Below are 14,363 nucleotides of genomic sequence, written 5' to 3'. Positions count from 1 at the left end.
TGTCAATGAGTAAAATGTATTAGCTCATTGCCCAAGCTTTCTGACCTTTCTGTAATTTAATAGGTTCATACTTGCCCGGTACTTCCAAAAACTCTAATGCTTTAGTAGCACCAGGTTCAGAGGTAAAGTAACCTAAAACCGTTAAGTCTTTCATGATTTTCCAAAATTCAGAGCGTTCTTTGGCAGCGTCTTCAGCTTTGATTAAAGCTAATTTTTGAGCAGGAGTCGCTTTAGCAAAATCAGTACCATTTGCTTTTTCTGAATCTTCATTCAATTTGTCCAAGCCAGCAAAAAAAGCTTTTTGTTGTTCTTCTTTGAAGCAATCTTTCAACATCATTTGAATAAATTCAGGTACTTTAGCTTCAATGGCACCGGGAGTTGATGTTTTTGGTAGAATAATCTCAGCAATTTCTGCCAACATCGAACTTTGTTCTTCAGAGAAGCTGAGTGCAGTACCTTCTGAACCAGCACCAGACTTACAACCTTCTAAAACTGTTGCCAGTGTACTTGCCGAAAGGATTCCTCCCATCATCAAAGCCACTCTGGCAATTGCGTCTCTTCTTTTCATGTATATCTAAATTTTTGTTTACAATTCAGTTAATTCGTAAAATTACATTTATATCGTAGATTCTTGTATTTTTTTTTGACAAACTGCAAAAATCAAACCATGTAAAACAGTATAGTACTCTTTTTGCCAAATAAAATTGGGTTTTGATACTTCTAATACAGGGTATCCGCATTAAAAATAACTTAAAAACGTCTTTAAGGCTTGTTTGTTTTATTTTTATGTAGCTTCTTGCAACGAAAAAAAATATCCAACAATGAAAATTAAGTTAATATTGATTCTTTTCTGTTTGACATTCTCTTTTGGAATCAACGCACAGAAGAAAAAACCAGCCAAGAAAGCTCCAAATGCCAAAGTAGCTAAAATTGATTCTACCGAACTTCTTAACAAAAACCAACTCAAAGCAGGTATCAGTCAAGCAAAAGACGTTTTGGAGGCAAGTCTCAACCCTAAAGACCAAACTGCTAACCAAAATGGTGAAAAAAGATTTTATGATGCTTACAAACTCTTTTTGCGTGCTGGTGACGAATTGTTTTTAGAACATTCTTCTACTGCTTTTAGAGTAATGTTGAGCCTAAAAACACCTGCTAAAGACAAGCAAGAACTTAGTTACGACTCTCAGCCATTTCAAGGAAATAGTTTCAATAAATTTCATTACGTTGCCCCAGTAACGGGTACTTATACTTTGTTGGCGACTTCAATGGACGCTGGACAGTTGGGTAAGTACAGAATCGAGAAAACTATTACAACGGCCAATGCCATTGAAGCTGATTTAGACCCTGCTTTTGCCAAGCAATTCAAAGCATTGGTAGCGGCAAGAAAAGATAATTTCAAGAGTATCACGGGTGAAAAATTAAAAACTGACAAGAAAGAAGTTAAAAAAGATAAAACCGCTGGCGTAGAACGTTTTAAAACTTCTTTTGAATTAGTGGCTGGAAAACCTGCTCAGATTATCCAAGAAAATGCAGGACAAGCTTCTAATTTTAAAACGGTTTTATTTGAAACTGAAAATGAGGAGGAGGCAAAAACGTATTTTGAGCAACTGAAAAAACAGATTCAAGTACTTTCAAGAAATTGGACTGAACAAAGTAATACGGATGTGGCTTATAGCTCATCGTCGGATACTGATTTTATTACTTTAAAAGTAAACACCATTCCGCCTGCGAAGAAAAAACAAAAACCTCTTTTTCAGGTTGAATTTGTCTATAATTAATCCTTGATTTTTGAATTATAAGTATCAAACTTGCGTTTTGGTATTACTGATGGCATGAATAAAAACTGTTTGTTTTTTCATGCCATTTTTTATACAACATAAAACCTGAAAATACATTCACTATGCAAACAGCTTTGATAACAGGGGCAAACTCTGGCATTGGTTTGGCTACGGCAAAGGCTTTGGTTCTTGAAAAATTTGAATTGATTTTATTAGTTAGAAGTAAGGAAAAAGCAGACGCTACGTTGAGCGAAATTTTAAAAGTTGCCCCAAACACAAAAATTGACTTTTTCTTGGCAGATTTATCTGACTTAGCTTCGGTGAAAAAAGCTGCCGAAGAGATAAAAGCCAAGTACGAAAAAATCGACCGCTTGATTAACAATGCTGGTTACTCGCCTGTGGGAATTTATTTTACCAAAGATGGTTACGAGAAATCATTTGTGGCAAATCATTTAGGACATTTTGTGCTGACTTTGAATCTGATTGATTTACTCAAAAAATCTCCTGAAAGTAGAGTCATCAATGTGTCTTCTGCGGCTCATGCTTTAGGAAAAGTAGAGCGTCTTTTTCAGAAAAACAATACAAAGCTGTCTGACATGGGGGCTTATGGCGATGGAAAATTAGCCAATATTTTATTCACCAAAGGTTTGGCAAAGTATTACAAAGATTCTTCGATAACGGCTTACAGTCTGCATCCGGGCGTGGTGAAATCCAATTTCGGAAGTGATATGAACGGATTATTGAAAGTAGGTTTTGCTTTAGCTCGTCCGTTTATGATTTCGGTAGAAAAAGGTGCGGCTACTTCCATCTATTTAGCAACGACAGATTTACAGGATTTAAGATTCAGAAATGGCTATTACTTCACCAAATCAAAACCAGCTTCTACGCTAAACAATGGTATCACACCCGAAAGTATAGAGTGGTTTTGGGAGAAAAGTTTGGAAGCGGTTAAGGAGATATGAGTTTTGAAATATGAATTATTTAAACCTTCTTCTTATAAGGTATGGATTATTTCACCAACTAAGAAGAAGGTTTAAAATGGGTTTACTAAAATATTCACAACTCACTCATTCACTCAATCACAATTAATTAAGCTGGCATCGTTGGGCGGACTTCTATTTTACTTGGTAAAGTTCTTGCTGGCATTTTGATTAAATCTGCTACAATTTGCCCAATGTCTTCTGGTTGAATTTTCCACGCATCTTTTTCAGAAGGCGTATGTCCGTTGAAATGTGTCGCTACCGAACCTGGCATTACGGTTGTTACTTTGATGCCGTCTTTTCTTAAATCCATCATGATAGCTTGCGAAAAACCTACTACACCAAATTTGCTTGCATTGTATGCACCGCCGTTCGCAAAGAAATTTGTTCCTGCCAAGCTTGAAATCGTGATAAAATATCCTTTTGTTTCTTTCAAAGCAGTGTAAGACGCTTTGATGCTATTGAAAGTACCTGTTAGGTTGATGTCAATGGTTTCTTGCCATTGTTCAGCAGTCAGGTCTTGAATAGGAGCGAAGTGTCCGACACCAGCGTTGGCAATCACATAGTCTAAGTGTCCCCAAGTTGCGATGATTTTCTCTACCGCATTGGTCTGTGAAGCCAAGTTTCTTACATCTGATTCAATGCCAATGGCAAATCCTTCATTGATTTTATTCAATTCAGCAGCGGCTTCGTCGGCACTAGTTTGTGTACGACTGGTAATTGCTACTTTGATTCCTTCTTTGATGAGTACTTCGGCAATGCCGTATCCGATTCCTTTTGAACCTCCTGTGATAAGAGCAACTTTTGTCATGTTGATAAAATTTAAAATAAGTATCACGGATTTCCAATCCGTATTTAGTGCTGACGGATTGGAAATCCCTTGTACATTCAACCTCTGTACTGGTGAAAAAGTTTCTTAGCGAGTAGGTTGCTCAAGATGAATAATAGGATGGAACAAATAAACATGAGTCATCCCGAATTTTTCTTAAAATAGAGACTTACATAAAGTTCAAACAGGATAGCCTCGGAGAGGCAAAATATCGGTAGGAGAAACATTTATGGTAAAACATCCCCTTCAAGCCCCATCGGGGCGGAATATTTCGCCCCGATGGGGCTTGAAGGGGATAAAACAAGACATATCTACCGATATAGTGTTCCTAACGGAACTATAATCAAACAAAAAAGCGGTCAAAATTAGTTTTTCGACCGCTTTTTTGTGATTTTAAAATTCGGAATGACTCATGTTTAATGCTTTTCTACGGATTGGAAATCCGTGGTACTTATTTTTTCTTTTTCCATAAATAGAAAACAGGAATACCTAAAGCTACAATGCCAACGCCTGCCCATGAAGGAATAGGTTTGTAAATCAATAAATTGATACAAAGACCAGCCGCAAACAAAAGATAAATCGCTGGAATGACTGGATAACCAAAAGCTTTGTAAGGTCTTTGTGCATTCGGTTGTTTTTTACGCAAAACAAAAACCCCGAAAATCGTAAGGATATAAAATACCAAAATGGCAAAAACTGTATAGTCTAACAAATCGCCATAAGTACCACTCAAACACAATAAACAAGCCCATCCGCACTGAATCCATAATGAAAATGCAGGTACTCCTTTTCTATTAAGTTCGCCCGCTTTTTTAAAGAAAAGTCCGTCTTTCGCCATCGCATAATAGACTCTCGCTCCTGATAAAATGATACCATTATTACAGCCAAAAGTTGAAATCATAATAAAAATAGCCATGATGATAGTCGCAGGATTTCCGAAAATCATCTCTGCGGCTGCCGTTCCTACTCGGTCGTTGGTAGCAAACATAATTCCTCTTGAAAGCGTATCTTCCGCATTCGGATGTCCTTGCACAGGCAAAAGCATCAAGTAAGCAACGTTAGCCAAAATGTATAAAGCACTTACCGTTAGTGTTCCGTACAATAAACTTAATGGAATATCACGCTTTGGGTTTTTCATTTCACCTGCCGTGTAAGTAACGTTATTCCAAGCCGAAGAAGAAAACAAAGGACCAATCAAAGCCAAGCCCATTGCCGACCATAAACCTATGCCCGACAAGTATTCGTAATCCATGATTTTGCCGTTTTCCCAAATAATTTTTACGGGACTCCAGAAATCAATAGAATTGATTGCCCACATTCCTTTTTTAGGGTCTGAACCCACGATGATTCCGACAACAGCCAAGCCCAATAAAGCTCCGATTTTGGTAACTGTAAAAACTAATTGTACCAATTTTGCATTTTTTACGCCTTGTACATTTACAAAAGTCAACAATAAAATGAGGGCGATAGCTAATAATTGTTGCGTATCAAAAAATAAGAATTGGTGTTTTTCGTCAGTGCCAATAATATCAGGCAATAAAACGCCTGTGTATTTAGCAAAAGCCACGGCTACGGCAGCGATAGTACCCGTTTCGATAACCAAGAAGGTTGTCCAGCCAAAAAGAAAACCCGTTAAAGAATTATAAGCTTCACGGAGGTAAACATATTGTCCGCCAGCGTTGGGCATCATGCCAGCCAACTCGCCATAAGACAAAGCCGAAATCAGTGTGATAACGCCAGTAATTCCCCAAGCGAGCAATAAATAACCGGGAGAACCTAAATTTCGAGTAACATCTGCGGAAACGATAAAAATACCAGAGCCAATCATAGAGCCAATGACAATCATAGTAGCATCCAATAGACTAAGTTCTTTTTTAAGTTCCTGTGAAGTAGTGGGAGAAGTATTTTTTTCCATTAAGGATTGATTGGTTTTTTGGTTGATTAACAAACTTAACGAAAGAAGGCTTGATTTCAAAATTTGATTTTCTGCCTTTGAGCGAGACGCTCTTTTTTCTTTTGGGTAGTAGGAGAACCTACTACCAGTGGCGGGTACTCAGATTTCTTGAGCTTCAATACAGGTTGGGCGAGCTGTTACTCCGATTTTCTGGGCTTCAATACAGGTTGGGGGAGCTATTACTCCGATTTTCTGAGCTTAAATACAGGTTGGGCGAGCTATTACTCCGATTTTCTGGGCTTCAATACAGGTTTGGCGGGCTGTTACTCCGATTTCTTGAGCTTCAATACAGGTTGGGTGAGTTGTTACTCAGATTTTCTGGGCTTCAATACAGTTTGTGTGAGTTGTTACTCCGATTTTCTGAGCTTCAATACGGTTTAGCGAACTGGTCGTAGAAATGCTTTGCTTAATCTACGATTAGTTGTGAACCAAACAAAAACGCCCAATCTTTAACCTAAAGATTGGGCGTTTTTGTTTATTATCAATTAGCTTATTGTTTACATCCGCTATAATCTACCGTAAAAACGTAGTTTTTATCGCTCAAACGTTTTATATTAGGATTGTTTACATGGTCAGGTTTGTAAGACGCTCCCGTACCTAAGTCAACAGCAACGCCCACCAATCCCCAAGAAATTAGACTTAGAACAAAGTTCCCAGTTCTAAAGGTATTATTAAATGTTTGAGTTTGAGGAGGACAACCTTCTTGTTTCAATTCAACGTTTAGAGGTCTGTTTCTTGGAAAAAGCCCTGTGGCTTCACCATTACCTAATTTTTGTCCATCTACATAAATTTCAGCATTGGCATGGTCTTTTGCCACTATTTGTGCTTGGTATTTACTACCCCCAAACATTACGCCACAGCTATTAAGCAATACAACACAGGCTCCCATAGAAAGGAATAGAGTAAGTTTTTTTTTCATGATTGAATTTTGATTGAAGTAATAGAATTTTCATTTGTAAGACAATTACATTTATTGATTCCCTATACACAAGTGACAAAAAATGCTTTACAAACGCAATTTATTCAATAAATTCAGTTTATCACCTCTTATTAGTGTTAAATTATCTGTTCCCAAGGGTACATATTTTCAAGCATTATGGTATTAATACAATCCAATTTACGACAGTGAACGTAACAAAATACAACTTACTGTTATTATGGAATTTGTATTTACGTGCCATAGGATTAAAAAGTTGAACTGTTTTTTGGTGGGCGAGCGAGACGCTCTTTTTCTTTTGGGTCGTAGGAACGCTTCGCTTAACCTACGACCAGTGGGGGAGCGAGACGCTCTTTTTTCTTTTGGGTCGTAGGAACGCTTTGCTTAACCTACGACCAGTGGGAGACATTGTGCTAAAGGTTAGCTAATACTGTCAAGCTTTTTTAGGATGGGACAGGAAAAACCTACGACCAGTTCCAGCAATCATTAACACAGAATTGGGTGATAGAAAACACTCTCTCTATCATTCCTTGTTTTGTCTTTGCAGGCTGCAATTAAATTGATTATAATTGAGTTATTTCTTATATTGTCGAATCATTCTATTTCATTAATCCTAAAAATTCAAATGATATTATACAATAAGTTTATGAATCTACGAATTCTATTATTATCCTTTTACATCTGTTGCCATTTTCTGAGCCATGCCCAAGACCCTGTAGGAGCCAGAAGATTTACCAATCAGATGCTACATAATGATTTAATTAGCTCTGTTGCTTTTAGCCCCAATGGCAAACAGATGCTAAGTGGGAGTTGGAATAATTTAGTTAAACTATGGGATGTACAAACAGGTAAAGAGATAAGAACCTTCATCGGACATACTGGATGGAGGCTATGTTGGGTAGGTTTTAGTCCAAATGGAAAGCAAGTACTGAGTTGTGGTGGGGATAAGACCCTTAAACTATGGGATATACAATCAGGGAAATTGATAAGAACCTTCATTGGACATACTGACTGGGTAACTTCTGGAGCCTTTAGCCCCAATGGTAAGCAGATATTGAGTGGTAGTAATGATAAAACTATTAAACTCTGGGACGTACAAACAGGGAAAGCGATAAAAACTTTTTTAGGGCATAGTGAACATATTCAATCAGTCGCTTTTAGCCCCAACGGGAAGCAGATACTAAGTGGTTGTAATGACAATACTATTAAACTGTGGGATGTACAAACAGGTAAAGAGATAAAGACCTTTACAGGGCATAGTTATCTTGTTGGCTCGGTTACTTTTAGCCCCGATGGTAAGCAGATACTGAGTGGTAGTAATGATAAAACTATTAAACTCTGGGATATACAAACAGGGAAGGAATTAAGAACCTTTACAGAACATGGAGATTTAGTCCTCTCTGTTACTTTTAGTCCCAATGGTAAAAATATCCTGAGTGCCAGTAGTGATAATACCGTTAAACTCTGGGATGTACAAACAGGGAAAGCAATAAAAACCTTTGTAGGACATAGTAGTGATGTTAGCTCTGTTGTTTTTAGTCCAGATGGCAAACAAGTGTTGAGTGGGGGCTATGATAAAATCATGAAGCTGTGGGATGTACAAACAGGTAAAGAGATAAGAACTTCACTAGGGCATAATGATGGTGTTGAATGCATGAGTTTTAGCCCTGATGATAAGTATCTGTTGACAGGAAGTTATGACAATACCGTTAAACTCTGGGACGTACAAACATGGAAAGAAATAATGACTTTTTCAGGACATACTGCTTATGTAAAATCGGTGAGTATTAGTCCTGATGGCAGACAAGCGCTGAGTGGATCTTGTGATAATACCCTTAAACTTTGGGATATAAAAACAGGGAAAGAAATTAAGACATTTATTGGTCATAAAGATTGTGTAAATTCGGTTGCTTTTAGCTCTGATGGCAAGTATGGACTAAGTAGTAGTACTGATTTTACTCTTAAACTTTGGGATATACAAACTGGGAAAGAGGTAAGAACCTTTACCAAGCAAAATGACTGGATGACACCTGTTGCTTTTAGTCCTGATGGCAAGCAAGGATTGAGTGGTGGGTCAGGATCGGCTGGTAGTATGCTTACACTTTGGGATATAGAAACAGGTAATCTGATAAAAACCTTGAGGTGGCATAAGGGCCAAATTAGTGCCGTTGCTTTTAGCCACGATGGTAAACAAATACTGAGTGGCAGTCAAGATAAAACACTTAAACTGTGGGATGTACAAACAGGTAAGGAGATAAGAACCTTTGCAGTACAAGGTAGTTGGATTACCTATGTTGCTTTTAGCCCCAATGGAAAACAAGTACTGAGTGTAAATTGGGATAATACTGTTAAACTCTGGGATGTACAAACAGGGAAGGAATTAAAAAGCTGGAGTTTGTCTATGCAGATTCGGCATATTTCCTTCTCTGTAGATGGTCGTTTTGTTAACGTAGGTACACCTGCGTATTGGATAGATTTCCCTATTTAGTACGATACTATCATACCTCAAAAGAGTATTACCAATAACTAGAGCGAGAGATTATTTTTAACTTGTCAAAACAAAATTATTTTAAAAGATTTCTCAAACTAGTCGTAGGTTCACCTACAACTCAAAAGAAAAAAAAGCGTCTCGCTCGCAAGTATCTTATAATACACAAAAACTGAGCTTCAATACAACATTTGCGTATCGAAGCTCAGTTTAGCTGAGTAACAAGTCTGAATTTCGGAGTACTTACTCAGATTTTCTGAGCTTCAATACAGTTTGTTTGAGCTGGTACTCAGATTTTCTGTATTGTTACTCACCAAATCTGTATTGCCATACAGAAAATCTGAGTTACGATACAGTTTCGGTGAGTTAAGACTCAGCTTTCGTGAGTTACTCGGTTTTTGGCTTTTTCTTTGGCTTTGATTGTGCTTTGTACCTTAGTCCAATCCTTGAAACAAGCTCTTGAATAGCCCCATCTTCTTTGGCGGCTCTTTTTAGTAAATCATACACTTTATCGGAACTAACCATGGCATCAGCACTTGCTGCATTCATGGTATCATCAATTCTTGCTAACAAATCTGCCACCGCTATGCGAATACTCCATAGCTGACCAATCAAATTCACGTCCCTTTCAAATTCGGGTGCATCAAAATCCCTTGTCAACTTATCAGGATACTTTTTAGCTCCTTCTAAGCAAAGGCTAACATACTCCACACTGGCAGGTCCCATAGTCCTTTTAGGCCCTTGGTCTGTTGGTGTACTAATCAAAAAAGGTAAATGGGTTTTCACTTCTTCGAGTGAGGCGAGGGCAGCTGTTTTGTCTGCTTCAGGCAAGACAGCCGAGATTCTGTTTTGAATAGACATAATAGTATATTTAAAAGGTAAAAACTCTATTTAATGCACATTATCAAGGTGTTATGATTGTTTTTGGGCTTAAACAAACCTAAAAAATAAGTGTTTATTTCACAAGTTTTTAGCTTAGTTTCTTACAAAAAACTTATTATACGGTAATTAAAAGAAACAACAAAGCCCAATTATTCAAAAGAATAATTGGGCTTTGTTGTGAAATACTGATAGTGTTTATCCCTCAAACTTAATTTTATGATAAATATCCGCTAAAGAAATACTGTGGTTTTCTACAGGAAGGGCATCTTCAAGGCTATAAAAATCTTGATTAATCCATGTGTTGGGGTTTTCGGAACGGATAAAAGTTGAAACACTTACTTTTTCTGGATTAATGTAAATCACTTGTTGAAGGCTACTCATTAATTTGTATTCCGACAGTTTTTCTGATAAATCAAAGGCTTTGCTAGCTGGTGAAAGTACTTCTACGATAATGTAGGGATTAGTAATAATGGTTCGAGAGTTTTCTTTAAAAACAGGATTTCCTTTTACAACCATTACATCGGGCATATAATAACCTCCTTCAAATTTGGGAATTTGTACACCTGAATTACTGCCCAGAATATCAAAATCCTCTTTTTGTAAATTGAATAATTGGAAAAGTAATCCGATAAAAGTAGCAGTTATTTTTTCATGCCAATAAGAAGCTAATCCCATAGTAATTATCTCGTTTTCGTGATATTCAATTTTAAAAGGCAATTCCTCTGTCACTGAGAAATATTCTTCCTCTGAGGCAGGAATACGTACCAATTTCTGAGTATTCAACTCCGTTAAAATGGTTTCTTTCAAGTTTTTAGCAATCACCATAGCCTTGTTTTTTATCAAATTTAAACAATTTTGTTTTAGCTTTGACAAATGTTAACATTTGTCAAAGCTAAAATATCAGTCAACCTAAAATTCATCTTCGCAACCAATCGGAGCACCCGGAGGCAATTCTTTATGAGCCGTTACTTTGGCTGCCGAAGGATTTTTCATTCTTTCTAAAGCATAATCCAAATGTGCTTGATAGCTGGCATCTTTTACGCTTTTCTTAGTTTCTTCGATATAGGCTTTTAATTCTTTCAAACTTTTGCCCATCAATGCTTTTACTTGGTAATTCGCTTTTTCGTTTACGCTCAATGCCAACAAATGTGTCAGTAAAATTTGTTCAGTTTGGTATTGTACTTCTAATGCTAAACCTGTTTTGCGTGGTGCTTTCCAAGTATTTTCAATTAATTGCGTATTGAGTTCGTCTAAAGTAATACCTTCGCCACGAGCCGCATATTCTATCATTCTTGAAGCACGTTCTGGTTGTAATAAAAATTGCAAAGGAAAATCTGCCGCCGATTCCGCTGCTGAAAGTGCATCAAAAGCTAACCCCGTTCTTTTCTTAAACAATTCTCTTGAAGCATTATAACCAGCAGGACGAGGAGGAATTAATTTAATAATGTTTTCTGGAAGCGTTAAAACCTCGGGACTCAAACATTGAATCGCCGCTTTTAAAGCTTTTTGTTGTGTTTCTTTAGAAACTAAAATCGTTGGAATTTGTCCATCACCACGCACTGCATAGCGATAATCAACACTTCCGACAATTTTAGCTACGGCTTCAATTTGGTAACGATGTAAATTATACACTGGCACTAAAGCATCTTCTAAAAATGCCATTGGTACACCTTCACGAATGGTTTTTTCGCCAAAGTTTGCCAATGCTTTTTCTCTTACTTTCAACAAAGCGTTTAGGTTTTCGATTGGGTCTTTGCCTTCATCCCAAAGATGAGCATTTGGACTTGCTGAACCCGCAGGACGAGCATCTTGGTCGGTCAAAAACAATAAACCTTTGTTGCGTGCTTCCTGTAAAATTTTATTCAAACCAGCTTTTTCATCTGTTCCATTCGGGAAATCTTGGTAGCCAAAAGCGATAGAAGCTTTGTCCCATTCGCCAATACCCACAGCATAAGCATCCGATAAATCAATTTCACCTTTTGCGTTTAAACTTACTCTTGGATGCGGATAATCCATCACCGAAGCACGGTTATTTGTACTTGCCGAATAGTTGTGCATGATGCCCAAAGTATGCCCAACTTCGTGAGCGGCTAATTGTCTAAGACGAGCCAAAGCCATTTTTAACATTGGATCTTTTTCTGGGTCTAATTTCTTGCCACTTTCAAAAGGAGAAAGCAAACCTTGTGCAATCAGATAATCCTGACGAACACGTAAAGAACCCAAAGTAACATGACCTTTCAAGATTTCGCCAGTGCGTGGGTCTATCACCGAAGCACCATAGGACCAACCACGAGTAGAACGATGCACCCAGTTGATAACATTGTAACGAACGTCCATTGGGTCGGCATCGTCGGGTAATAATTTTACTTGGAAAGCATTTTTATAACCAGCCGCTTCAAAAGCCTGATTCCACCAAGAAGTTCCTTCCATCAATGCCGAACGAATAGGTTCTGGCGTACCATTATCTAAATAATAAATGATGGGTTTTACGGCTTCCGAAACTTTGGCATTCGGGTCTTTTTTCTTCAAACGATGTCTAACTGTATAATACTTCTCAACAGGTTCGCTTACTGGTGTTGAATAATCGAAATATGAAATCGCATTGAAACTTGAACGTGGATCAAATTCTCTTTTTTCAAATTGATTATCGGGTAATTGTACAAAACTGTGGTGCATTCTCAAGGTAATTGCCTCAGCACTTGGCGTAACAGATTTTACAAATCTACCTGCATCACTTCCCCCTGTAAACGTTAGGCTTACTTCAAATTCTGAGTTTAAAGGAAAATTTTTGGTACGTTCAAAATACATGGCTGAACGAGATTTATCTAAAGAGTACGAACCTTCGCCCATGCCTTTGATGCGGTCGGTAACGCCCATGGCATCTTGCATTAATAAATCAGTGATTTCTACCAAGTACTTGCCGTTTTCTTCGGCTTCAATGGTAAAACCTGCTAAGGTCGATTGAGCGAAAGATTGCATCACGGCACGCTTTTCATTGGCATCGTTTGTAATGGCACGGTATTTTAAATTGGGTTGAATCAATAAAATTTTTCTACCTACTTTATTGAAAAATACTACTTTTTCATCGCCCAATAAACCACGGTCGAGACCGATGTCGTTTGAGCCTAAACCCGCAGGCAAAGAAGTGATATACAAAAATTCTTGGTTTAGGTTTGATACTTCCAACCAAACTTTTCCATTGTCTTCATCCCACCAATAATTCATAAAACCTTCGTATTTTTTGAAGGAAGCAGTCTTTTCAGTAATACTTGGGAGTTTGTCGGCAAAGGTTTGAAAGCAAAAAAAGAGTAGGATTAATAAAGGTAATTTTTTCATGTTGGATGAATTAATAATTGTTTGTTGAAAATATAAAAGACCGTATAGAGTGCGGAATTATGAACGGTCTGCCGTAGCAGTGTGGAGTGTTGAGTACAAAATATTGAATATTAATTTATTAAAATTTAAAATTCTAATAAAAGTTTCAATTTTAATAATCGCTTGTTAGTCAGATATTTATACTCAAAACTCCACACTCATAATTCCACACTTCCACATAAGCCTTCTTAAATTTCGTGAAAAAATCTCAAATTTGAGGTATGAATCAACAAAATCAATCATTAAAAATCTGGGCTGGACTTATCACGCTCTATATAGTTTGGGGTTCAACGTACTTGGCTTTGCGTTTTGTCGTAGAAAATGTACCTTCTATGATGGCTTCTGGTCTTAGAAATTTTCTGGCAGGGACAGTACTTTTAGTGTTTTCATTACTGACAAAAAAGTATCAAAAACCCAATGCCAAAATGATAAAAACTACTTTATCCTCTGGTTTTTTGATGCTTACTTTTGGCAATGGTTTGTTTACCATTGCCGCAAAATGGATGCCTTCAAGTTATTCAGCCTTGTTTTCTGCTTTAGGCCCCGTGATGTTGGTTTCATTACTTTGGCTGGTGGATCATGAAAAACCAAAGCCTAAAATTATCCTTGGAGCGGTTTTGGGCATTATCGGCGTTGGCATCTTAATGAGTCTGAAAAGTTTAGCTCTCAAAGGTGCTGAAAGCTATTATATTTATGGCGTTTGTTGTTTGTTTTTTGCCACTTTGGCTTGGAATATTGGGGTTGTTATTATCAAAAAAGCCAACTTACATGAGTACAAAGCGGCTCAAATTTCAGGAACGCAAATGTTCATGGGTGGATTTTTCTCTTTGCTAATCAGTTTTTTCATTGGCGAATTTCACCAAGTATCACTTTCAGACATTCATCCAAAAGCCTATATTTCTTTTGCTTTTTTAGTGGTTTTTGGGTCTATTTTAGCTTTCTTGGTTTTTAACTGGCTGTCGAAAGTAACTTCACCGACTTTGGTGGCTACTTATACTTATGTCAATCCTTTGGTAGCGATGTTTTTGGGCTGGTTATTGGCAGGCGAGCAATTGCATCCAATGATGCTTTTGGCAGGTGGAATCATTGTAACGGCTGTAATTTTGATTACGACAAGTAAGAATAATTGAGAAGGTAAAT

Annotated in this window: 12 protein-coding genes; 5 read left to right on the top strand and 7 right to left on the bottom strand. The window is 37.4% G+C overall.

All coding sequences use genetic code 11. From position 1 onward, the window contains the following. Positions 1-19: 19 nt before the first annotated feature. On the bottom strand, positions 20-568 hold the full coding sequence (locus VB248_RS08420; RefSeq protein WP_323296315.1) for a gluconate 2-dehydrogenase subunit 3 family protein: 549 nt from the start codon (positions 566-568) through the stop codon (positions 20-22). A 253-nt stretch (positions 569-821) separates the two neighbouring features. Here VB248_RS08420 and VB248_RS08415 point away from each other — a divergent pair, with 253 nt between their 5' ends. Beyond that, entirely contained in the window at positions 822-1,778 is a 957-nt protein-coding gene (locus tag VB248_RS08415) for a hypothetical protein (RefSeq protein ID WP_323296314.1), read from the top strand. A gap of 122 nt (positions 1,779-1,900) precedes the next feature. Beyond that, entirely contained in the window at positions 1,901-2,740 is an 840-nt protein-coding gene (locus tag VB248_RS08410) for an SDR family oxidoreductase (RefSeq protein WP_323296313.1), read from the top strand. A gap of 127 nt (positions 2,741-2,867) precedes the next feature. On the opposite strand, the gene VB248_RS08405 is transcribed toward VB248_RS08410, so the two are convergent. Then, positions 2,868-3,569, bottom strand: coding sequence for an SDR family oxidoreductase (locus tag VB248_RS08405; protein WP_323296312.1), 702 nt, complete (start codon positions 3,567-3,569; stop codon positions 2,868-2,870). 469 nt (positions 3,570-4,038) lie between these two features. Beyond that, complete coding sequence (locus VB248_RS08400) at positions 4,039-5,562, bottom strand: APC family permease (protein ID WP_323296311.1); 1,524 nt, start codon at positions 5,560-5,562, stop codon at positions 4,039-4,041. Between the two features lie 87 nt (positions 5,563-5,649). Between VB248_RS08400 and VB248_RS08395 the strand changes: the two genes are divergently transcribed. Further along, positions 5,650-5,922: a hypothetical protein gene (locus VB248_RS08395; RefSeq protein WP_323296310.1), complete on the top strand. Its 273-nt coding sequence runs from the start codon at positions 5,650-5,652 to the stop codon at positions 5,920-5,922. Between the two features lie 109 nt (positions 5,923-6,031). On the opposite strand, the gene VB248_RS08390 is transcribed toward VB248_RS08395, so the two are convergent. After that, entirely contained in the window at positions 6,032-6,460 is a 429-nt protein-coding gene (locus VB248_RS08390) for a hypothetical protein (protein ID WP_323296309.1), read from the bottom strand. Between the two features lie 760 nt (positions 6,461-7,220). Between VB248_RS08390 and VB248_RS08385 the strand changes: the two genes are divergently transcribed. After that, complete coding sequence (locus VB248_RS08385) at positions 7,221-8,966, top strand: WD40 repeat domain-containing protein (protein WP_323296308.1); 1,746 nt, start codon at positions 7,221-7,223, stop codon at positions 8,964-8,966. 387 nt (positions 8,967-9,353) lie between these two features. On the opposite strand, the gene VB248_RS08380 is transcribed toward VB248_RS08385, so the two are convergent. The 3 genes from VB248_RS08380 to VB248_RS08370 form a co-directional block, all read right to left on the bottom strand. Then, positions 9,354-9,827: a hypothetical protein gene (locus VB248_RS08380; protein WP_323296307.1), complete on the bottom strand. Its 474-nt coding sequence runs from the start codon at positions 9,825-9,827 to the stop codon at positions 9,354-9,356. A 216-nt stretch (positions 9,828-10,043) separates the two neighbouring features. Then, positions 10,044-10,691, bottom strand: a complete 648-nt coding sequence (locus VB248_RS08375; protein WP_323296306.1) for a Uma2 family endonuclease — start codon at positions 10,689-10,691, stop codon at positions 10,044-10,046. A gap of 66 nt (positions 10,692-10,757) precedes the next feature. Further along, complete coding sequence (locus VB248_RS08370; RefSeq protein ID WP_323296305.1) at positions 10,758-13,184, bottom strand: zinc-dependent metalloprotease; 2,427 nt, start codon at positions 13,182-13,184, stop codon at positions 10,758-10,760. A gap of 260 nt (positions 13,185-13,444) precedes the next feature. On the opposite strand from VB248_RS08370, the gene VB248_RS08365 reads away from it, so the two are divergent. Further along, positions 13,445-14,353, top strand: coding sequence for an EamA family transporter (locus VB248_RS08365; RefSeq protein ID WP_323296304.1), 909 nt, complete (start codon positions 13,445-13,447; stop codon positions 14,351-14,353). Positions 14,354-14,363 lie beyond the last annotated feature (10 nt).

Origin of the sequence: Arcicella rigui, from assembly GCF_034929435.1 — a bacterium.
GTDB classification, from domain to species: Bacteria; Bacteroidota; Bacteroidia; order Cytophagales; family Spirosomataceae; genus Arcicella; species Arcicella rigui.
This window is presented reverse-complemented; position numbering and strand designations above follow the sequence as displayed.